The organism is Clostridium sp. CM036, assembly GCF_055081135.1.
This window is the reverse complement of the sequence record NZ_CM143652.1, coordinates 3505483-3529397: the sequence shown is the minus strand read 5'-3', so window position 1 is coordinate 3529397 and position 23915 is coordinate 3505483. Positions and strand designations below refer to the sequence as shown.

At 32.5% G+C, this 23915-nt stretch carries 19 protein-coding genes; 1 reads left to right on the top strand and 18 read right to left on the bottom strand.

All coding sequences use genetic code 11. The annotated features are described in order from the left end of the window. Positions 1-70: 70 nt before the first annotated feature. Entirely contained in the window at positions 71-1690 is a 1620-nt protein-coding gene (locus ACWJKE_RS16675) for a peptide ABC transporter substrate-binding protein (RefSeq protein WP_462952799.1), read from the bottom strand. 479 nt (positions 1691-2169) lie between these two features. On the opposite strand from ACWJKE_RS16675, the gene ACWJKE_RS16670 reads away from it, so the two are divergent. Next, a complete protein-coding gene (locus ACWJKE_RS16670) occupies positions 2170-2352 on the top strand; it encodes a hypothetical protein (RefSeq protein WP_268064085.1) in 183 nt (60 codons plus the stop codon). Positions 2353-2410: 58 nt separating this feature from the next. Here ACWJKE_RS16670 and ligA read toward each other — a convergent pair whose 3' ends face one another. The 17 genes from ligA to ACWJKE_RS16585 form a co-directional block, all read right to left on the bottom strand. Continuing rightward, positions 2411-4405, bottom strand: coding sequence for an NAD-dependent DNA ligase LigA (gene ligA / locus ACWJKE_RS16665; RefSeq protein WP_462954360.1), 1995 nt, complete (start codon positions 4403-4405; stop codon positions 2411-2413). A 154-nt stretch (positions 4406-4559) separates the two neighbouring features. Further along, a complete protein-coding gene (pcrA, locus tag ACWJKE_RS16660) occupies positions 4560-6818 on the bottom strand; it encodes a DNA helicase PcrA (RefSeq protein ID WP_216301903.1) in 2259 nt (752 codons plus the stop codon). A gap of 74 nt (positions 6819-6892) precedes the next feature. Then, on the bottom strand, positions 6893-7195 hold the full coding sequence (locus ACWJKE_RS16655; protein ID WP_462959365.1) for a YerC/YecD family TrpR-related protein: 303 nt from the start codon (positions 7193-7195) through the stop codon (positions 6893-6895). Between the two features lie 186 nt (positions 7196-7381). Then, complete coding sequence (secG, locus tag ACWJKE_RS16650; protein WP_216301901.1) at positions 7382-7612, bottom strand: preprotein translocase subunit SecG; 231 nt, start codon at positions 7610-7612, stop codon at positions 7382-7384. Between the two features lie 112 nt (positions 7613-7724). Beyond that, positions 7725-9020, bottom strand: coding sequence for a phosphopyruvate hydratase (eno, locus tag ACWJKE_RS16645; protein WP_165412702.1), 1296 nt, complete (start codon positions 9018-9020; stop codon positions 7725-7727). 126 nt (positions 9021-9146) lie between these two features. Then, positions 9147-10676, bottom strand: a complete 1530-nt coding sequence (gene gpmI, locus ACWJKE_RS16640) for a 2,3-bisphosphoglycerate-independent phosphoglycerate mutase (RefSeq protein ID WP_216301900.1) — start codon at positions 10674-10676, stop codon at positions 9147-9149. A 175-nt stretch (positions 10677-10851) separates the two neighbouring features. Continuing rightward, positions 10852-11598 carry a triose-phosphate isomerase gene (gene tpiA / locus ACWJKE_RS16635; RefSeq protein ID WP_216301899.1) on the bottom strand — a complete coding sequence of 249 codons (747 nt, stop codon included), beginning with the start codon at positions 11596-11598 and terminating at the stop codon, positions 10852-10854. Between the two features lie 108 nt (positions 11599-11706). Then, a complete protein-coding gene (locus ACWJKE_RS16630; protein WP_216301898.1) occupies positions 11707-12903 on the bottom strand; it encodes a phosphoglycerate kinase in 1197 nt (398 codons plus the stop codon). A gap of 226 nt (positions 12904-13129) precedes the next feature. Next, on the bottom strand, positions 13130-14137 hold the full coding sequence (gene gap / locus ACWJKE_RS16625) for a type I glyceraldehyde-3-phosphate dehydrogenase (protein ID WP_165412698.1): 1008 nt from the start codon (positions 14135-14137) through the stop codon (positions 13130-13132). Between the two features lie 80 nt (positions 14138-14217). Continuing rightward, entirely contained in the window at positions 14218-15252 is a 1035-nt protein-coding gene (locus ACWJKE_RS16620) for a sugar-binding transcriptional regulator (RefSeq protein ID WP_216301897.1), read from the bottom strand. A 157-nt stretch (positions 15253-15409) separates the two neighbouring features. After that, positions 15410-16780, bottom strand: coding sequence for an RNA polymerase factor sigma-54 (rpoN, locus tag ACWJKE_RS16615; RefSeq protein WP_216302031.1), 1371 nt, complete (start codon positions 16778-16780; stop codon positions 15410-15412). A gap of 189 nt (positions 16781-16969) precedes the next feature. Then, positions 16970-17902: an ABC transporter permease gene (locus ACWJKE_RS16610; RefSeq protein WP_462959032.1), complete on the bottom strand. Its 933-nt coding sequence runs from the start codon at positions 17900-17902 to the stop codon at positions 16970-16972. Then, positions 17895-19001, bottom strand: a complete 1107-nt coding sequence (locus ACWJKE_RS16605; RefSeq protein WP_462959031.1) for an ABC transporter permease — start codon at positions 18999-19001, stop codon at positions 17895-17897. The genes ACWJKE_RS16610 and ACWJKE_RS16605 overlap by 8 nt, the downstream gene beginning before the upstream one ends. Further along, complete coding sequence (locus ACWJKE_RS16600) at positions 18994-20535, bottom strand: ABC transporter ATP-binding protein (RefSeq protein ID WP_462955223.1); 1542 nt, start codon at positions 20533-20535, stop codon at positions 18994-18996. Before ACWJKE_RS16600 ends, ACWJKE_RS16605 begins: the two co-directional genes overlap by 8 nt. 180 nt (positions 20536-20715) lie before the next feature. Then, positions 20716-21798: a BMP family lipoprotein gene (locus tag ACWJKE_RS16595; RefSeq protein ID WP_462959030.1), complete on the bottom strand. Its 1083-nt coding sequence runs from the start codon at positions 21796-21798 to the stop codon at positions 20716-20718. Positions 21799-22072: 274 nt separating this feature from the next. Further along, the gene (gene trxB / locus ACWJKE_RS16590) at positions 22073-22996 is read right to left on the bottom strand and encodes a thioredoxin-disulfide reductase (RefSeq protein ID WP_462959029.1); all 924 of its coding nucleotides are present in this window, start codon (positions 22994-22996) and stop codon (positions 22073-22075) included. Between the two features lie 40 nt (positions 22997-23036). Further along, positions 23037-23876, bottom strand: a complete 840-nt coding sequence (locus ACWJKE_RS16585; protein WP_216301891.1) for a DegV family protein — start codon at positions 23874-23876, stop codon at positions 23037-23039. Between the last annotated feature and the right edge of the window lie 39 nt (positions 23877-23915).

Sequence of the window (23915 nt, the reverse complement as noted above, 5' to 3'; positions counted from 1 at the left end):
ATATATGGCTAAAATGCATTCTACGCAATATATACTTTTATTAGCATAGTATAAGAAAAAAAGCTTAATTTTATTTGGAATCAGTCTTAGCCTCTTTATAAGCATAATCAAACACTAAATTCCCGCTTTTAGTTAAATAGATATCTTTAATATTTTCTCTTTTACAAATAACTGTATTGCCTATATATATAGGTATACATGGTAAGTCTTTTGCTAATATAGATTGTGCATGATTATAAATTGTTACTTTATTTTTATCGGTTTTCTCCATCAATGCTTTTTCTATAGTTTTATCATAATCCGAACTCTTATATCCATAAATATTATCTTTTGAATATGATGTCCATCTAGTAAAGAATTTATAAATGTCTCCATATTCCTCATCATTTTTTGAAAATACTATGTCATAATTTCCCTCTTTAAGTACTTTTTCGAGTTCATCTTTTGTGTATCCAGTGCACACTACCTTTATACCTAAATATTCTTTAATATTTTTAGCTATTTCCTTGCTTATTTTAGTATCAAAATTTTTATTTTCATATACCATAACTAATTCTTGTTTTTCTTCATAATTACTACTTTTTTTTAAATATTCTAAGCCTTTAATTTTATTCTGGGATGCATTAAAAATCACTTTACCACTATTGTCATTAGACCTAGTAAAAGGTGTATAATTTATTGTTGGAACCGCTACATCTTCTGATATAGTTTCTATAATTAACTCCCGATCTATAATTGAACCAATTGCATTTCTAAAATTTATATCCACTGAATCTCTTTTTTCTAGTATATTTTTAGTTTTTAGATTGAAATTCATATAATACATACTCTGCGATAGTTTAACTTCAGTTTTATTTTCCGTGCTAAGGGCACTTACTTCACTTATTGGTGGACTTACAAGTACATCAATTTTTGAGGTATCACTATACTGCGAAGTTTCAAAATTTGCTAAAGCTTTCTCTTCATCCTTTATAGAAGTAAATAGCATTTCATTACTAACAATTTCATTGGCTCTCCAATACTTTTCGTTCTTTACTAATTTTATTTCTCCATCTTTGTTTACCTCTTTTATAATAAATGGACCACTATATTGAATTTGACTGTAGCTATCTTTCCAGTTCCTTGTATCCATATTATTTCCCCTTAAAGTGAAAACTGGATTGCTAAGGATATTTATAAAGTTCTCATTAGGATTATTTAGCCTTATCTCTAATGTTAAATCGTCCTTTGCAACAATACCAACATTTTCAAAATCTACTTTTCCTGCACTAAAATCCTTAGCCCCAAATATGCAATATAATTGCTTAGCAAAAATATTTCCTTTTTCCAATAAAATGTTGTGAAAGAACCTTTTAAAATCATCAGCTTTTATAGACGTTCCATCGTTATAATGTAGATCTTTTCTTAATTTAAAGGTATACCCTATTTTGTCCTTACTAACCTCAATTTTTTCTGCCATGGCAGGTACAATTTTACCATCTTTATCTTCTCTTACTAATCCTTCAAATAAAACTAATAACAAGTCTTTTTCGCGAACACTATCATTATTTGTCATAAGCAAGTCTGCCGGCAATTCTCCCAAGTTATAAACTAAATATTTTCTAGATGTTGTTAGTTTTACTTTCTTTTGAATACATCCACTGGTTAGCATCGTCATAAAAATCAACATTATACATAATAACTTTTTCATAATTACCCCCAATATGTGTATTATTAAGAGTATTAACTTTTCATATATGAAATAATCAAATATCCAATAAAAAATAAAAAAGTATATATTACTATTAATGCATTCACTTCGCTAAGAACTACTAATTTTATTTTCAATTAATCTCCTGAAAAACATAAACTCGCTGTCGCTCAAACATATGTTTTTCTTAACGTATCTTAATTAAAAATAAAATAAGAAGTTCTAAAGCTTGTTTCAATGCATTATACGCAATATACACTTTTTTTTTGCGCTTAATTCTGTAATATATTTTAACTATATATTATATAAATGAATACATATAATCATTATACTGTGTAAAATTGACTTGTTATTTATCTTAATGTACATTATTATATTAATATGTACTTACAGATTTTATATATGTAAGTATTTAGGAGGCCTATTCCATGTTAATCCTGACTATAAGAATTTTTTCTATATTTTCCATATTAATTTTTATGCTTACATCGATATGGGGCTTTATTTTATTAATTAAAATATTTAATCAGTTAAGATATAAAAATTATTTACTGGAAAAACTTCTACAAAACGCCTCTAGCTCATCTTCAAAACAGAGACACAAGGAATATCCTAAAGATGATTTTAAAGTCGAAGATATTTCTAGTCCAGATGAAAAATAAATATTAGTAGCGCAACATAAAGAAGACGTCATTTGACGTCTTTCTTACATTTTCCACACTATTTTAACATGTTTACTAGTTCTTCTTCAGATATGACTGTAATTCCAAGCTCTTGAGCTTTGGTAAGCTTACTTCCGGCATTCTCGCCTGCTAAAACGTAACTGGTTTTATTAGAAACAGAACCTGATACTTTTCCTCCATGATTTTCTATTATCAATGTGGCATCACTACGCCCCATTGACGTAAGGGTTCCAGTTACTACGAATGTTAACCCGTTAAATAGATTATCGACCTGATTTGAGTCTTCTACGGCCATATTTACGCCATACTCTTTTAACCTATCAATTATTTCTCTGTTTTTATTATCTTCAAAAAATCTTAGTACACACAAAGCACTTATTTCACCTATATCAGAAACCTCTATTAGTTCATCCAATGTTGTATTTTGCAAACATTCAATAGATTTATAATGCTTCATTATGGATTTCGCTGCTATCTTACCAATATTAGGAATTCCGAGGCCTGTCAGCAATCTTTGTGCTTCATTTCCCCTTGATTTGTCTATAGCATCTAGTAACTTATCTGTATTCTTTTCTTTTCCAATTATACCTTTCTCTATAAGCTCCGCGCGGTAATTAAACAGTGAATATACATCTGCTACATCTTTAATATATTCTAAACGGATAAGTTCCTTAATATAAGCCGTACCAAACCCTTTTATATCCATAGCATTCCGACCAACAAAATTAATTATGTGTCTTTCTAATTGAGCCATACAGTTAGGATTTGTACATTTGATATCAGCCGTATCTTTTTCACGGACAGTAGGTGTTCCACATACCGGGCATCGGTCTGGAATTTGGAATCTATTTAACTTCTCAGAACGTTTTTCTTTGACTACAGCCTTAATTTTCGGGATAATCTCTCCTGATTTGTATACAACAATTATATCTCCAATCCTTATATCTAAATCATTGATAAAATCTTGGTTATGAAGAATTGCTCTAGATACAGAAGTTCCGCATAAACGAATTGGCTCAAAAATTGCTGTAGGAGTAATTCTTCCGGTTCTTCCTACTGATAGTTCAATATCAATCAATTTTGTTTCTTTTTCTTCTGGAGGGAACTTATATGCTATAGCCCATTTGGGAACTTTTGAAGTATTACCAAGCTTTTTTCTATCTTCCAAGTTATCAATTTTTATAACAACTCCGTCAATATCGTATGCTAAATTACCTCTATCTTCTCCTATAGCCTGGATAGTATTCCACACTTCATCAGCTGTTTTACATTTCACATAATTCTCAATAACTTTTACACCCTGTTTTTTTAACCATTCATAGCCTTCGGTATGTGTTTTAAATTCAATTCCTTTGGAGTCTTGAATATTAAAAATAAACAGAGATAATTGTCTTTCCTTTGTTATTTTACTATCTAACTGCCTCAATGTACCAGCAGCACAGTTTCGAGGATTAGCAAATATCTTTTTCCCTAATAGCTCTTGCCCCTCATTAACCTTATCAAACGCAGCACTTGCCATATATACCTCACCACGAATCTCGAGGTATGGCACTTGCTCTTTCAGTTTCCGCACGACATCCCCAATTACTTTAGCATTTTCAGTGACATCTTCACCTTGAATGATTCCATCACCGCGAGTTACAGCTACTGTTAATTTACCTTCTACATAACGTAGTGACATTGACAAACCATCAATTTTAAGTTCAACAACAAATGTTGGATCACTAAGTTCTTCAATCATTTTATTTACATAGGCATAGACTTCTTCTTTTGTAAATACGTCTTGCAAACTGAGCATTGGTACATTATGTTTTACTAATACCCCAGCTTTTCTTTTAGCGTTCCCACCTATGTTTTGAGTCGGGGACTCTAATGTGATAAGTTCTGGATATTCTTTCTCTATTGCTTTAAGCGCAAGCATCAATTGATCATATTCATAATCTGATATTTCCGGATTATCTTGGTTGTAATATCTATCACTGTGATATTTAATTGTCTTTTTTAATTCTTCAATTTCATCTTTTACACCAATTTTCATAAACTACACCCTTTCCCACGAAATCAACGTTCATCTGCTAGGTATATGAAATAAAATAACTAGCACACTCACTAGCTATTTTATCCAAAATGCCTTAGCGCATTCAAATAAATAGCAAATCAGTATGCTAGCCCTATTTTCATGTGCCTTATAACATTTCTAAAGGCGCTTTATCTAATATCAGCTTTTTTATTCCCATGTTATCAAACGCTATTGAAATCATTGTATCATTATCAGAACTCGATTTTGACACTATGGTACCTATTCCAAATTTAGTATGTCTAACTTTCCTACCTACCGTAGCTTCTCTATTCATAGCATTCTCACTATTGACACTTTGCTGCCCTGGATCATTTCCTTTCGCTGTAGCTGATGCATAATCTTGAGGCGAAGTTTTACTTAGTAGTCCATGCGGATTATAATTTTGTGAATTTCCAGTGTTTTTTCTCTTTAATACCTGCACAGTCCTATTCTTAGCTCCCCCGATAACTTCTTTTAAATCCGGAGAAATTTCACTGATAAAATCAGAAGGCTGATACCCAACATTTCTTCCAAATACCATTCTACTCTCGGCAGATGTTATGTAGAGCTTCTCCTCCGCCCTTGTTATAGCAACATAGCACAGGCGCCTTGATTCTTCCATTTCAGTAAAGTTGTTAAGCGAAGACATGCCGGGGAATATCCCATTTTCCATACCAACCATAAATACTACTGGAAATTCTAACCCCTTTGCACTATGAACAGTCATCATTGCCGCAGTCTCTACTGTTTCATCAGGGTCATCAGTGCTCGAACCTAAACTTACTCCTTCTAAGAATGTTAAAAGCGACTTATCTTCTGAAGTTCTTTCAAATTCTACAGCATCTGATACTAATTCCTTTATATTCTCTACCCTGCTCTCATCCTCTGGTTCCTTAGAAAGTTCTAATTGCTTTAAATACCCTGTATCACTTATTATAGATTTAATTAACTCAGAGACTGTTCCTGTTTCATTTTTGGCCATAAAGCTATTCATAAGACTTACAAACTTATTTATAGATGCTTTATTTCTAGTTGTCAATGTAGGTATAAAATCTACATCTAGAATAGCACTATACAAGCATTGATCTATACCTGTTGCAAATTCTTGAATCTTTTGAATAGTTGCATCTCCTATACTTCTTTTAGGCACATTTATAATTCTTTTTAAAGCGATATCGTCAAGTGGGTTATTAATAAGCTTTAAATACGCCATTATATCCTTTATTTCTTTTCTATCATAGAATTTTAATCCTCCCACTATTCTATATGGAATCAAATTTTTTCTGAAACTCTCCTCAAAAATACGTGATTGAGAATTCATCCTATATAAAATTGCAAAGTCCTTATAGCTTCTATTTTCCTCAGTCATAATTCTCTTAATTTGACTTGCTACAAAATTTGACTCGTCTCTATCTGTAAACGCTCTATATAAATTAATTTTCTCTCCACAATCTTTTTCAGTCCTTAGAGCCTTATCTTTTCTTTGAGAATTATTCCTTATAACTTCATTAGCTGCCATAAGTATATTTCCGCAAGATCTATAATTTTGCTCGAGCTTAACAACCTTTGCCTTTGGATAATCTTTTTCAAAATCTAAGATGTTGGTGACATCCGCACCTCTCCAAGCATAAATACATTGGTCATCATCTCCAACTACGCATATATTTTCACGCTCATCTACTAAAAGCTTTATAAGCTCATACTGTGCTTTATTTGTGTCTTGATACTCATCAACCATAATGTACTTGAATTTTGAATGATAGAAATCCAAAACTTCCTTATTATTTTTTAAGAGTTCAACTGCTTTAAAAATTAAATCATCAAAATCTAGTGCATTGTTACCTTTTAGTCTTTTTTGATAAAGAACATACACATCAGCGATTTTGTTTTTTCTATAATCGCTTTCATTTTCTTTTTTAAATTTTTGTGGACTAATAAGTTCGTTTTTAGCACTCGATATTTTACCTAAAATTTCTGAATCTGTTAGATCTTTTTCATTTATTTGAAGTTCCTTCATACACTGTTTAATCAAACTTTTTTGATCATAGCTATCATAAATAGTGAAATTCTTATTATATCCCAGCCTATCTATCTCTCGCCTTAAAATCCTAACACAACTAGAGTGAAAGGTAGAAATCCACATATTATCCGCTATATTGCCTACTAAAGAACGCACTCTGTCCTTCATTTCACCAGCCGCTTTATTAGTAAAAGTTATGGATAAAATTTGAGACGGATATATAGCTAAATCCTGAATCATATGCGCAATTCTATAGGTCAAAACCCTAGTTTTCCCAGATCCCGCTCCAGCTAATATTAGCAATGGGCCATCAACTGTTATTGCAGCCTCGCACTGCTCTTTGTTTAACAAACTTTTCAAATCCATGAAACCACTCCTTATATATTATATTAACCGTCCCTCTCTATCCGCATCTAAAATGTCGTTAAAAATGAATACACTTATTTCGCTAATTCCAAACGCTCTAATATAAGTTTATACCCATCACTACCATAATTTAATGCTCTGCCGATTCTACTTATTGTAGCAGTACTTGCCCCTGTTACACCTGCTATATCCAAATAGGTCCTTTTATCTGCTAACATTCTTGCTACTTGAATCCTTTGCTCAAATGCTTTAATTTCATTTATAGTGCATAAATCTTCAAAAAATCTATAGCATTCTTCCTTTGTTTGAAGGCTTAAAATGCCATCAAAAAGGAAATCCATATCATTACTTTCTAATCTAGAACTGTATTCACTCATCATCCTTCACCTCTAATAATCATAGATTCATATATACTATTAAATCATCTACTGGGTCTCTACTCATCACCTGAACACTTAAAAATCATATAAAAAAATGCAGCTTATTAAATTTTTTTAAATAAACTGCTGTGAAGTATAAAATATTTATTTGATTGTACCTAAATTATTACTTAGATAAGTATATTATTTAACTAAATTTAACATCACTGTAGTTATAGCAAAGAAAATTGCTGAAACTACTGTAATTCTTACTAGTACTGATTCTGCTGTTTTTGTTTTATTTTTTGCAAAAAAAGTTTCAGAAGTTCCTCCTATAAGGCCACTTAATCCATCTGATTTACTAGGTTGCATCATAACGGATACAATTATAGCAATTGAAGTTATAACCTGTAAAACTACTAGAAAACTATGCATGTGTACACCTCCAATTCATCGAATACATAATTATTTTAGCATACTCTAAGACAGTTTACAATGAATTGTAAAATTTAAGAGTATAGCCTATAAAGACTATACTCTTAATTAATTATCTATTTATGTTATAGAATGCTTTTAATCCTCTGTACTCAGCCATTTCTTCTAATTCTTCTTCTATTCTTAATAATTGATTGTATTTAGAAACTCTTTCGCTTCTAGCTGGGGCACCAGTTTTAATTTGTCCTGCATTCATAGCTACAACTAAGTCAGCTATTGAAGTATCTTCTGTTTCTCCTGATCTATGAGAAACTACTGCAGTATATCCTGCCCTTTCAGCCATTTCTATAGCATTTAGTGTTTCAGTTAATGTACCTATTTGGTTTAATTTTATAAGAATTGAATTTGCAGTTTTTCTTTCAATTCCCATTTTTAATCTGTCAGTGTTGGTTACAAATAAATCATCTCCAACTAATTGAACTCTATCTCCTATTTTATCAGTTAAGTACTTCCAGCCTTCCCAATCTTCTTCAGCCATTCCATCTTCAATAGATATAATTGGATATTTGTTTACAAGTTCTACATAGTAGTCAGCCATTTGCTCTGGAGTTAATATTCTTCCTTCTGAAGCTAAGTTGTATTTTCCATCTTCAAAGAATTCAGAAGCTGCTGGATCAAGAGCAATATAAATATCTTTTCCAGGAACATATCCAGCTTTTTCTATAGCTTCTATTATAATTTTTATAGCTTCTTCGTTTGATGATAAATCTGGAGCAAATCCACCTTCATCACCAACACCAGTCGCTAGTCCTTTAGTTTTTAATAATGCTTTTAATGAGTGGTAAACTTCTGCACTCATTCTTAAAGCGTCCTTAAAAGAAGTTGCTCCAACTGGCATAACCATAAACTCTTGTAAGTCTACATTATTGTCAGCATGGCTTCCACCATTTATAATGTTCATCATTGGAACTGGTAAAACCTTAGCATTTACTCCACCAATATATTGATATAGTCCGAGTCCTAATGACTCAGCAGCCGCTCTAGCACATGCAAGAGATACTCCAAGAATTGCATTAGCACCTAGTTTAGCCTTATTAGGTGTGCCATCAAGATCTATCATTGCTTTGTCAATTGCTATTTGATCATATACATTCATTCCAACTATCTCTTCAGCTATTAGATTGTTTACATTATCAACGGCTTTTAAAACTCCTTTACCGTTATATGTATCCTTGTCTCCATCTCTTAACTCTACCGCTTCAAATATGCCAGTAGAAGCGCCTGATGGTACTGATGCTCTTGCTATCGTTCCATCTTCGAGTGTTACTTCAACTTCAACAGTTGGAAATGCTCTTGAGTCCAGAATCTGTCTTGCATAAATATCAATTATTTCAATAAAGTTTTTCATGTTATCTAACCTCCAAATTTTTTCTCTATGTTATTATATCCTAAGTTAACTTAAGTTAATCCTATACTTTACGGAAACTTAAGTTAATCTTAGATAATACATTATTCAATTTAGTTTTCTTTTAACCTATTTAATTAAAGATTTTCCTGTCATTTCACTTGGTATACTGAGTCCCATAGCTTGGAGCATAGTTGGTGCAATATCCGCCAATATTCCACTATCTTTTAGACCATTACTGTGATTTGAAACGTATGTGAATGGAACTAAATTTGTAGTATGTGCCGTCATTGGCTTTCCAGACGAATAATCAAGCATTTGTTCAGAGTTTCCATGATCTGCAGTTATAAATACGCTACCGTCCTTGCCTAGAACGCACTCAACAATTTTTCCAAGGCATTCATCCACTGTTTCTATAGCTTTTTTAGCAGCTTCAAAAACGCCTGTATGACCTACCATATCTGGGTTAGCATAGTTAAGTATAATCATGTCGTATTCATCTGTTTCTAGTCTCTTTAATAATTCTTCTGTAACCTCTTGCGCACTCATTTCTGGCAATAAATCATATGTTGCTACTTTAGGTGATGGAATTAATGCTCTATCTTCATTTACATTCGGAGCCTCAACCCCTCCATTAAAGAAGAATGTAACATGGGCGTATTTTTCAGTTTCAGCTATTCGGAGCTGTTTTTTACCCATTTTACTAACATATTCTCCAAGCGTATTAGTGTAACTTTCTGGGGTATACGCTACATCAACATTTTCTATAGTTATATCATATTGCGTAGTACATACAAAGTTCAAATTTAAAGTTTCTCTTTTAAAACCATTAAATACTTTATCATTTAATGCCCTAGTAAGTTCGCGAGCTCTGTCCGGTCTAAAGTTAAAGAATATTACACTATCGTTATTACTTATAGCTGAAACAGGCTTATTATTTTCCATTATAACAGTCGGAAGAACAAATTCATCTGTCTTATTATCATGGATAGCTTTTTTAACTGCCTCTATTGCTGAGGTATTTTCCTCACCCTTAGATAAAACCATAGCATTATATGCAAGTTCAACTCTTTCCCATCTCTTATCTCTATCCATAGCATAATATCTACCACATACAGTAGCAATTTTACCCACGCCTATTGTATTCATATATTCTTCGAGTTCTGCTATGTATTGTAGTGCTGAACCTGGTTGCACATCCCTACCGTCTAACAATGCATGAACATAAACATTTTTAGCACCTTTATCCTTAGCAAGCTTTATTAAAGCTTTTAAATGATCAATATGAGAGTGGACTCCTCCATCTGACAATAATCCTAAAAGATGCACCGAAGAATTTGCCTTAATAGCTTTATCTATAGCTTTATTAAAAGCAAGGTTTTCAAAAAAGTTTCCTTCTTCAATTTCTTTTGTTATTTTCGTAAGTGCTTGATATATAATTCTACCAGCACCTATGTTTAAGTGGCCAACTTCTGAATTTCCCATTTGACCCGCTGGTAGTCCTACCTCTAGGCCACTTGCATTTAATTTCGTACTTGGATATTTCTTTATTATTCTGTCATAGTTTGGCTTACTGGCCGCAACTACTGCATTTCCATCTACGTTACTTGATAATCCGAATCCATCTAAAATCATTAGCATTACTGGTTTTTTTGACATTTTTGTTCCCCCATCCGTTGTTTCTAAAATAAAATACATGTATATGTATCGACAGTTCAGAGTTATAATTAACTAACTAAAGTAGATTACTCTACTAAAGTAGCTAAATCCACTAAAGTGGCTGCATCTACTAAAGTAGTCTAGCCACATTAGTGGATTCATTTACTATAACATCTTAATAATTTACTATTCCTGCGAAGTCTTGTGCCTTAAGGCTAGCTCCTCCGATTAATCCACCATCTATATCTGATTTACCCATTTGTTCTTTTATAGTTGTTGGTTTAACAGATCCACCATATTGAATTCTAACTTTTTCTGCTACTTCTGCTCCGAACATAGCTCCAACAGTTGCTCTTATAAATGCAATTGTATCATTAGCCTGATCAGCAGTTGCAGTTTTACCTGTACCTATTGCCCAAATTGGTTCATAAGCAATAACCAATTTTTCCACTTGTTCTTTTATAAGTCCTTCTAAATCTAATTTTACTTGACTAGCTAAGACTTTTTCTGTAATATTTCCTTCTCTATCACTAAGAGTTTCCCCTACGCAAAGTATAGGAATAATACTATGGCTATAAGCAGCTTTAATCTTTTTGTTTACAGTTTCATCAGTTTCATTGAAATATTGTCTTCTTTCACTATGACCAATTATAACATATTCAACGCCCATATCTTTTAGCATTCCTGGTGCAATTTCACCTGTAAAAGCACCATTTTCTTCAAAATGCATGTTTTGAGCTCCTACCTTTATATTTGTACCCTTACTTGCCTTTATTACTGCGTCTAAACATAAAAATGTAGGACAAACTACAACATCACATTTTGCATCTTTAACTAACGGTTTCATTTCCTCAATTAAAGTTACAGCCTCAGCTACAGTTTTATTCATCTTCCAATTTCCTGCAATTATACCTTTTCTCATCAAAAAACCCCCAAGTATTCTTTTATTGTAAGTAATAATTATTAGTATTGTTATCTGGACAACAATTAATGTATATTAAAAAATTTGAAATGTCTTATTTAACTTTAACTATTTATTTGTAAGAGCTTCAATTCCTGGAAGTAGCTTACCTTCTAAGAATTCAAGAGATGCTCCACCACCTGTAGATATATGAGTCATTTTATCTCCAAATCCTAATTGATTAACAGCTGCTGCACTATCTCCACCACCTATTATAGTAGTTCCATCGACTTTTGACATAGCCTCAGCTACTGCTATTGTTCCTTTTGCAAAATTCGCAAATTCAAATACTCCCATTGGTCCGTTCCAAACAATAGTTTTAGCCATGCTAATAGCGCCTTTATACATCTCACAAGTCTTAGGTCCAATATCAAGTCCCATAAACCCATCAGCAATATTTTGACTTTCAGTAACTACTGGCTCTGCTTCAGCTGAAAATCTATCTGCAACAATATTATCTACAGGTATTAAAAATTTAACTTTTTTTGACTCAGCTTTTTGCATCATAACTTTAGCATATTGTACTTTATCTTCTTCAACTAGTGAACTTCCGATAGAATATCCACCAGCTTTTAAGAATGTATAAGCCATTCCTCCACCAATTATTAAAGTATCAACTTTTTCAAGCAAATTTTCGATAACATTTATTTTATCAGAAACCTTAGCTCCACCTAAAATTGCTACGAAAGGTCTAACAGGGTTCTCTATTGTATCCCCTAAAAATTTTAATTCCTTTTGAATTAAATACCCACATACTGAAGTCTCAATAAATTGTGTTACTCCAACTGTAGAGCAATGAGCCCTATGAGCAGTTCCAAAGGCATCATTTACAAATACATCTGCAAGGGACGCTAATTCCTTTGAAAAGTTTTCTGTATTTTTAGTTTCTTCTTTTCTATATCTTGTGTTTTCTAATAATAGAACATCTCCGTCTTTCATTTTTGATACGGCAGATTTTACATTATCACTAACTACATTTGGGTCTGCTGCAAAGACTACTTCTTTTTTTAACATTTCGCTTAATTTCTTAGCAACTGGCGCTAAAGAAAGCTCAGGTTTTGGTTCTCCACTTGGTTTTCCAAGATGTGAACATAAAATAACTTTTGCACCTTTTTCTATCAAATAGTTTATTGTTGGCATTGCACCTACTAATCTATTTACATCTGTAATTACCCCATCTTTTAATGGTACATTAAAATCGCATCTTACTAAAACTTTTTTACCTTTAACCTCAATATCCTCGATTGTTTTTTTATTGAATTGCATACACATTCTCCTCCCATATGGTTTATAATACAAGTTTCTTATAATTTAATCACATTCATATAAATAGACTACCCTACTATCTTACTATTTACTACTATCTTACTATTTATTTGAATGTACCTTGTATTAATAAAATATAAAAAGGTCCGGTTCCATAGACTAACTATAAAACCAGACCTTAATACTATACTTACAGTTTCCTACAGTTTTATAATAAAATTAAATTTTATAGTCTGTCTGCAACATATTTAGTTAAATCTGCTAATCTGTTTGAATAACCTGCTTCATTATCGTACCATGAAACAACTTTAACCATATTTCCTTCGATAACCATAGTTGACATAGCATCAACTATAGAAGATCTTTCGTCTCCTTTAAAATCAATTGAAACTAAAGGTTCTTCACAACAACCAAGTATTCCTTTCATTTCAGTTTCAGCTGCTTTCTTAAATGCTGCATTTACTTCTTCTACAGTAACATTCTTTGAAACTTCGCAAACTAAATCTGTACATGAAACTGTTGGAGTTGGAACTCTTAATGAGAATCCGTTTAATTTTCCTTTTAATTGTGGTAAAACTAATGCTACTGCTTTTGCTGCTCCTGTTGTAGTTGGAATCATTGATAGGTTAGCTGCTCTTGCACGTCTCATATCACTATGTGGAGCATCTAATAATCTTTGATCTCCAGTATATGAATGAATTGTAGTCATTAAGCCTTTAACTATTCCAAATTCTCTGTCTAAAACTTTAGCAAATGGTGCTAAACAGTTTGTTGTACATGATGCATTTGATATTACGTTATGTTTTGCTGAATCATATTTTTCTTCGTTAACTCCCATAACTATTGTAATATCTTCATTTTTTGCTGGTGCAGATATAAGAACTTTTTTAACACTTACACATAAATGATCGCTTGCTTTAGTAGCATCTGTAAAGAATCCTGTTGATTCTAATACTATTTCTACTCCAAGTGAACTCCAGTCAATATTCTTTGGTTCTCTTTCTGCAAATATTTTAATTTCTTTTCCGTTAACTACTATTGCACTTTCTTTAGCTTCTACAGTTCCGTCAAATTTTCCGTAAAGTGAATCATATTTTAAAAGATGTGCGAGTGTCGCAGCATCTGTTAAATCATTAATTCCTACTACTTCTAATTCTGTTGAATAATTTTTTACTAGTGCATTAAATACATTTCTTCCTATTCTTCCAAATCCATTAATTCCTACTTTTACCATCTTGGCAAAACCTCCTAAATTTTATTAACCTAATTATATGTAAATATATAATTTTTTCATTAATCAAATCATTATATAGTTTACTCTCTTTTCTCTATAATATTTACTATTTCTTCTGCAGCCGCTTGATCAATTATTAAAACAGTGCTTAAGCGGTTGATTTCAGTAGCGATGATGGCTCTAGCTTTATTTTTTCCAGCCGCTACTGCGATTAGTGTTTTGCTGTCTGTAACATCTTCATTTTTCACCCCAATAGTAGGTGTAGAATGAACTATTTCTCCTAATTCATTATAGTATTGACCAAATGCTTCTCCTACTGCACCTAATTCTTCAAGTTCCTTTATCTCTTTTTCAGGTACTTCTCTTTTCATAGCCATATCACTGGCGATACCTATTCCATAAATAAGAATATCAGCACTTCGAATCTTATCAATTATACTTTTTATACTTTTTTCATTTACTATAGTTTTTAAAGCATCATTGCTCAAATTATCAGGTACATGTAGTAATTCGTAATTTCCACCAATTTTATCTGCTAGCCTAGCCACTAAAGTATTAGCTTGAATTTCTACATTTCTGGCCATACCGCCCCTGGCCGGAAGCACTAAAACATTGGTATATTTGTTATTTTTAGATAAATTGTCTACAACTTCCTTAACTGTTGATCCACCTGTTATTGCAATTATACTGTTATCTTTAATAATATCCATAACATAAATTGCAGCTACCTTCCCAACTTCTTTAAGGACACTTTTATCAATTTCAACGTTCCCGGGAACAACTATAACTTGCTGTAGCTTCAAATGTTTCTCAATAAATTTCTCGATTTTAGACAACCCTTTTATCTCATGAATAAATCCTTTTAACTGATCTAAAATTTCTTCACCATCAGTTGTTATAAACATGCCCAGTGCATTAACCTCAATCAAGTTTTGGGACTTTAGAAAGTTTATTTCATTTCTTACTATTCTCTCGCTTATGCACATCTGATCTGCTAAAATTCTTCGTCCTATAGGTTGATTATAACATATCATCCTTAATATATCATGTCGTTTTTCAAGAAGTTCTATTAATTCAGGCACTATTTTTTGTTGTAATTTTAATATACTCTCCACTTGAACACCTTTCTGGACTTTTTAAGTCCCAGCTTATATTTTTTGCTCCCACAAACATTATAGATGAAATACCAACTTTTTTAAATTAGTATTTGCAAAAAAGATGTTAACATTTTGTTAACGGCATGATTAAATCATCTCCTGCGTAGCTGAAATATTAAAATCTTTTCCGCTTACAAGAACTTTTAATTTCAAGTTCTTCCCTATATTTTGCTACAGTTCTTCTTGAAATATTCATCCCTTCTACATTTAATCGATTACAAATAATTTGGTCTGATAAGGGCTTCTTTTGGTCCTCATTATGCACCATTTCTTTAATAGTTTTCTTAATATTAGTTGTGGATACATCCTCACCACCTACAATTGACGCAATGCCATTAGTAAACAAGTCTTTTATTTTAATGACTTTCCCGTTATTTATACTAACATATTTCTCCCTAATTGCACGGCTTATAGTAGATTCATGCATTTCTAAATTGTTAGCAATCTTTTTAAGCGTCATTGGTTTTAAATATTCAGCGCCTTTATCGAAATATTCCTTTTGAACTGCCAAAATATCTTCCAAAACTCTATATACAGTGTTTTTCCTTTGTTCAATACTTTTAATAAGAAACACTGCGCTATTAATTTTATCTTTTACATATTCTACAGCTTCTATATCATTTTCATTTTTAATAATTTCTTTATACAAACTATTTATATTCAATTTAGGAAGTACATCTTCATTCATAGAAATAAAATATTGGTCATCAATTTTATTAATATAAGCATCAGGCACAATATACTTAACCGTCTCACCAGTATAAAATCCTCTTGACGGCTTAGGCTCTAAAGTTTTTATTATATCTCCATATTTTTGAACCTCAGAAATTTTAACATTTAGTTCCTTAGCTATATCATTGTATTTATTTTCTCCCAATAATTCTAAATACTTATCAATGATTATATAAATATTTTCATCATCTATCCCCAGATTATGTAATTGAATCCTTAAACATTCCCTTAGGTTCCTAGCTCCAATTCCTTGTGGCTCTAAAGATTGGAAAATTTCAAGTGCAATTTCAGCATTCTCGTTTGTTATTCCGAGCTCCCTACATATATCAGATAAATCTTCCGATAAATAACCTTTGGTATCTAAGTTCTCCACCATATATTTGCATATTTCTAAAATTTCATACTGCTCCGTTAGTTCTCCTATTTGCTCTTTAAGATAATCTTTAAGAGATTTTTCCTCTGCAATATAATAAAATGGCGAAATTTCCTCATTTTCATTCTTTGCAGCATAGCTCTTTACTTTATAATCATCCTTGCCAAGATATTTAATTATTTCTTTATAATCAAATTCATTATTGTTATTACTTTTGTGGTTTTGCAAGTCTTTTTCCTCCAGCACTGGATTCTCTTGCATCTCTTTATTTACATATTGTCCTAGCTCATACGCTGACATTTGAAGAAGTTTAACAGACATTTGCATTTCTTGAGTCATTATTAATTTTTGTTCTTGAATCAAATTTAAACCAAAATTAATGTTCATTTTATTATCACCTCATCTTTGGTTGCTATTTATTTTCATGTACCTCTCATATTATAAATATTATAACATAGCTAATGATATAAACCTAGATTATGCATTAAGCTAGAAATAAAAATAAAAAATCTCAGCATAAATTTCTACAACAGCAGAAAACGTAAGCTAAGATTTTTTATTTTTAAAATATTATCTAGATCCTTTAACATATGGTTTACCACTCGCAAGGGGGCCTGTTGTTTTTCCAACAAATCCTGCAAGTGCAATCATGGTAAGTACATATGGAATAACATCATATACTTCTGTAGGTAAATTCCAGCTAAGTCCCTGTGCAAAAATATTAAATGCACTACCAAAGGCAAATAACAAACTAGCCCCAAGCGCTCCGAAAGGTTTCCAATTACCGAAAATAACAGCCGCTAAGGCAATAAATCCACGTCCTGCAACCATTCCTTCTCTGTAAAGTGGTGTTATTCCCAGGGATAATGCTGCTCCACCGAGCCCTGCTAGCATTCCTGATAAAATAACACATAAATATCTTATCTTATAAACATTTATTCCTAAAGTATCAGCCGCCTTTGGATGTTCTCCTACAGCTCTAATTCTAAGTCCTAAAGGTGTTTTATATAGTATATAATGCGAAACAAATACTAAAATAATCGCGAGTATTACAAACCAGTTTAGCTGCGATATTAAATTCCCTATTATTGGTATATTTTTAATCCAATCCGGTATGTTATATGAAAGTCCTGTTACTATATCTGTTTGGCCACCTTTACCACCAAATAACTTAAATATTAAGAAACTCGCAAGGGCAGTAGAAAAAAGATTTATAGCAGTACCTGAGATTACTTGATCTGCACGCAAATGTATGCTCAGCACAGCGTGTATTAGTCCCAAAATACCCCCTGCTATCACCCCAAAAAGTATTCCCATTGCTGGACTTCCAGTGGTGTAACTTCCATATACCGCAAAGAAAGCGCCTATTACCATCATACCTTCGAGGCCTATATTAACCACACCTGATTTTTCTGAAAATATACCACCCAGTGCTGCAAAAATTAGAGGCGTAGCTATTCTTAAAGTTTGCGCAAACAAATTAATTAAAATAACACTACTCATTTGTAATCGCCCCCTTCTTTTTCTTCTCAGAGAAGTATTTAACAATATAATCTGTTGCTACAAATATAATAATTATAGCTTGGATTAAATAAACTATTTCTTTTGGTATTCCGTTTAATTGAAGGGTTCTAGAACTACTATTTAATGTTCCAAATAATAAAGCTGATGCTATACATCCAATAGGATTGCTCTTTGCAAGTAAAGCAACTGCAATTCCATCAAACCCATAAGAGGGAAGTGCCATGAAATCTTTTGCATTATGAAGCACGCCTGCAACATGCGTTGCCCCACCAACTCCGGCTATTGCACCAGAAATCACCATAGCCAAAACAGTATTTTTCGCTACATTAATCCCACCATATTCTGCAGCATGTGGATTTATACCAACTGCTCTTATTTCGTAACCAACAGTGGTTTTCCATAATAACCAGAATATAAAGATAGCTACTGCTATGGCAAGGAATATACTAATATTAGCTCCACTACCGCTAACAAACCTATAAATTTCTGCACTCTCTTGTATATTAGGAGTACTTGCTTTACCTTCCACTCCAAAACTAGTTCTTAGAATAATAAAATTGGCTAAAGCCATAGATATATAATTCATCATAATTGTGTTAATAACTTCATGAGTGCCTACTTTAGCCTTTAAATATCCCGGGATTGCTCCCCATACTCCTCCGGCTAAAAGTCCTGCTAAAATAACTAAAACTATATGAATTACTGGATTTAGTCCTGGCAATGTTCCAACAACAGCAGCTGCCATCATTCCAAGTATAAATTGACCAGCAACACCTATATTAAATAATCCACATTTAAATGCTACAGCATTTGCAACTCCTGTAAATATTAATGGAGTAACTTCTGAAAGGGTAACGAAGGTTACTCTAGTATTACCAAACCCACCTTTATATATAAGTCCAAATAAATCACCTAAAGCTGAAAAGTATTGTAATATAGAATATCCTTTTGCCCACATTACAAAGAATACAGCAACAAATATAGAAACGATTATAGAAAAGAAAGGGAAAGCAAGTGTTTTAATGATATTTTTTGCTATACTTACAAAATTACTATTTTCACTTTCTACTTTATTCATTATCTTTAGCTCCTTCCGGTGTTTTATTTAGATTACCACCAGCCATAAGTATACCAAGTTTTTTCTCTGTTGCATCACATCTATCGAGTATATCTACTATTCTGCCATCATACATTACGGCAATTCTATCTGATAATGCCATTATTTCATCAAGTTCTAATGATACTAATAAAATCGCCTTACCCTTATCACGTTCTACAACTAATCTTTTGTGAATATATTCAATTGCACCAACGTCAAGACCTCTCGTAGGTTGTGCTGCTATTAATAATTCCGGATCTTTTGAAATTTCTCTAGCTGCTATAAGTTTTTGTTGATTACCACCTGATAATGATTCCGCATTTACATCTGCATTTGGAGTTCTAATATCAAATTCGCTAATAAGTTCATCACAGTGTTTTCTAATTTCTTTGTAATTCATAACTATGCCTTTACTGAAGGGTGCATTTTTATGAATTCCAAGCACTGAGTTTTCAAATAGAGAATAATCTAATATAAGCCCTCTTTTATGCCTATCTTCTGGTATATGGCCAACACCTACTGACATAATATCTCTTGGTGACTTACCATATGTATTTTTACCGTTTATTATAATGCTTCCACTCTTAGGCTTTTGAAGTCCAGTTAAAACTTCTAACAATTGAGATTGACCATTTCCATCAACACCAGCTATCCCAAGAATTTCTCCACCATATACTGCTAAGTTTAAATTTTGTACTGCAGGTAATCCTCTGTGATCACTTGCACAAAGATTTTCAATTTTCAATATTTCGCCGCGAATTTGAGCAGGATTTTTCTCTACAGTTAGATTAACTTTTCTGCCTACCATAAGCTGCGCTAATTCGTCTATACTTGTTTCTTTAGTCTTTACTGTTCCAGTTACTGCACCTCGCCTAATTATAGTAACTCTATCACTCATACTCATAACCTCTTTTAATTTATGAGTTATCAGTATTACGGATTTTCCTTCTTTTTCAAGATTTTCAATTATGATTCCGAGTTCCTCAATTTCCTTTGGTGTTAAAACTGCTGTAGGCTCATCTAATATTAAAATTTGTGCACCTCTATATAGCGCCTTTAGTATCTCTACCTTTTGTTGTTGCCCTACAGAAATATCTTCTATAACCGCGCTTGGGTCTATTGCGAAACCGTACCTTTCTGAAATTTCTTTAACATCATGTATCGCTTTGCCCATATCAATTTTGAATCCTTTTTTAGGTTCAATACCCAACACAATATTTTCCGCAACAGTAAAATTATGTACAAGCATAAAATGTTGATGAACCATTCCTATACCTAACTTGATAGCATCATTTGGAGTAGATATATTCACTAGGTTACCGCTTACATAAATCTCGCCTTCTTCTTGTTTATATAGACCATAGAGAATATTCATAAGGGTTGTTTTTCCTGCGCCATTTTCACCAAGAAGAACGTGTGTTTCGCCTCTTAATAGTTCAAAATTTATGTTGTCATTGGCAATGGTTCCTGGAAAAATCTTTGTTATGCCCTTCATTTCAATTACCTTTTCCATTGGATTTCCTCCTTAAAAAGATTATTCATCACCTGTAGGTGCTGACATCACCTGTGGTGCTGACATCATCTTCACCCAAAATTTTCATTATTCTTAGAAAGAGCTAGATGTAACACATCTAGCTCTTATTGTATACTAAAAACCATAAATCAGTAAATGAAAATTTATATTTATTGATTTTTATTTAAAATCCATTGCTCCTTTTCTATTTACTGGAACAACTGTTTCTCCAGCTATAACTTTATCTTCATATTTTTTAACTTCATCCAAAACATCTTTTGGTACGTTTTTATTAGATGTATCAGCTATTCCTACGCCTTTTTCTTTTAACCCAAGATTAGTAACTGTACCGCCTTTAAATTCGTTTTTAATTTGAGCTTTAGCTTGATTGTAAGTTGCTGTATCAACTCTTTTTATCATACTTGAAAGTATAATATCAGAATACTGTGGAACTGTTAAAGATTGATCCATATCAACTCCTATAGCCCAAACTGTCTTCCCTCCATCTTTTAATTCATTAGCCGCTTTAAATAAACCAAGTCCAACTCCCGCTGCTGCATGATAAATTACGTCGCAACCGCCTTGATATAATGATTTAGATAATTCATAACCTTTTGCTGAATCATTGTAACTATCTGCATATTTTACAGTTGTTCCTGCACTCTTACCATCTATGCTCAATAATCCTTTTGCAGCTTCTGGATTAACTGCTTTAACACCAGCTGCAAACCCAACTTCAAATCTATTTATTAATTCATTATCTTTTCCACCAATAAATCCAATTTTATTAGTTTTAGTCATTTTCCCAGCAATAATTCCCATTAAAAAAGATCCTTCTTGCTCTTTAAAAGTAATTGATGCTACGTTTGGAAGATCAACAACTGAGTCTATAATTGTAAAGTTTTTATCAGTATGAGTTTTAGCAACCTCTGTCATTGCATCTGCAATTTGATATCCAACAGCAAAAGTTAGATTTGAACCCTCTTCGACTAATGACTCTAAATTTGCTGAATAATCCTCTTTCTTTTGAGCTTCAAGAGCATGGTACGTGAAACCGTCTTCAGATTGCGCCTTTTTAACCCCTTCATCTGCTGATTGGTTAAATGCCTTGTCGTTTAATCCACCCTCATCAGTAGAAAGTCCTACAACTACAGTACTTTTTTGTGTATTTTTTACAGCTTCCTTCTTAGTTCCACAGCCAGCAAACAATGTTGTAACTATTGCCATTGATGTAAGTACTGCAACTATCTTTCTTTTATTCATAATAAATTCCTCCCTAAGTAATTAACTAATTAATTAAACAATATTATTGCTTCGCAGTATGTATTCTATAAACATTAAAAAAATCCTTTTTATTTTAGAATATTTTTATTTGTAATCTTTATCTGATGCTAAAGTATATTATATGCTATATATAGATTTTTTATTACTTGCCTATGTTTTTATTTAAACCTAATTATTACAATTTTAAAGTATTTTTTTAGAAAGGACACTCATAACTGAAATTATGGGTATTCCTTCCGAATTTACAAACTAATTAAATCATATTTTCAATGTAATATTCAGCATGGGTAGATGCTATTGCCCCATCTGCTGCTGCTGTAATTATTTGTCTTAGTAATTTTACTCTTATATCTCCTGCAGCGTATACTCCAGGTATATTAGTTCTCATTTCTTCATCAGTGATAATTTCGCCTCGTTTATTCATGGTAATCTTCCCTTTAAACAATTCCGAAATTGGAAGGTATCCTACAAATACAAAACATCCATCTGCTTTTAAATCGTGAGTTTCACCAGTTTTAATATTTTTAAGTACTAATCCCTCCAAGCTTTCTTCGCCCTTAGCCTCCGTAACTACTGTATTCCAAACAAACTTTATTTTTGGATTATTAAAAGCTTTTTCTTGAAGTGACTTAGCAGCTCTGAGCTCTGCTCTTCTATGTATTACCGTAACACTTTTCCCAAATTTAGTTAAGTATATAGCTTCAGATATAGCTGAATCTCCGCCTCCTAGCACTGCAATGTCTAAATCTTCAAAGAAGTCAGCATCACAAGTTGCACAATAAGAAACTCCTTTCCCTCTTAATTCTATTTCATTTTTAAATCCACCAAGTCTTGGGCTCGCTCCTGAGGAAATTATAATTGTTTTAGCCTTGTAAGTTTCTCTCATACATTTGATTACCTTAATGTCGCCTTCGAGCTCAACTTGCATAACCTCTTCTTTAACAAATTGTGTTCCAAATTCCTTCGCTTGCTGTTTCATTCGCTTGCTTAATGATGCTCCTGTACAATCTTCAATAGAGCCTGGGTAATTATCTATTTCATTAGTTGTAGCAACCTGTCCACCAAACTCTCCTCTTTCAATAATTAAAGTGTCCATTTTTGATCTTGATGCATAAATGCCAGCAGATAATCCTGCAGGTCCGCCGCCAATAATTATAGTATCATAAATATGTACCATACGCTTAACCTCCTCACTTTTTATTCACTTAGTAAAAATTTTAATATTCTTCAACGTAAAAAATGCCACAGGCACCTTCACCTGCATGTGTCCCCACAACGCATCCAACCGAGCATTCTATAAAGTCCATTTCACGTTCACTCATATGAGACCTCAAACTTCCTAGAATATCTCGGTCACTAGCTTGCAATAGAATACTTGTCTCTCCACTTCTAGTCCCTGTTTGCTCTAAATTTTTCAAAATAGTTTTTATTGCTTTTTTGCTTCCACGAACTTTATCTATTACGGCCATTTCACCATCTTTTACAGTTAAAATTAATTTTATCCCGAGTAGCCCGCCTATCGCTCCAGCAGTTTTAGACAATCGACCACCTTTAACTAAATTATTTAATGAATCAAAAGCAAGCGCACTTTTCACATGAGGTATTGTTTGTTTAACTTTTTCTTCTATTTCAAATATATTACATCCCTCTTCTTTTAATTTACAGGCTTTTAAAACCAAAATTCCAAGACCTGATGTAACATTATAACTATCAATTGTGATAATATCTTCTGATGATAACATGCTTTTAGCCATACATGAAGATTGATAAGTCCCACTCATTTTTGAAGATAAATGAATAGAAACTATCTTATATCCCTCATCTAAATATTTTTTATAGCATTCATAGAATCTATGTGGGTTTACCTGAGTGGTCACAGGGAACTGCTCAGAATTATTCATTTTATATAAATATTCTTGTAAACTAATATCCTCGCCATCCCTGTAAGTTTTGTTTTCTATGTTCACGAGTAGTGGTAAAACTTCTATATTATACTTATCAATAATGTCTTTATTTAAATCGCACGTACTATCTGTTATGATTTTAATCTTTTCCATTCCTATCTCCTTGTTCGTCTCTTGGGGATATAACAGTTG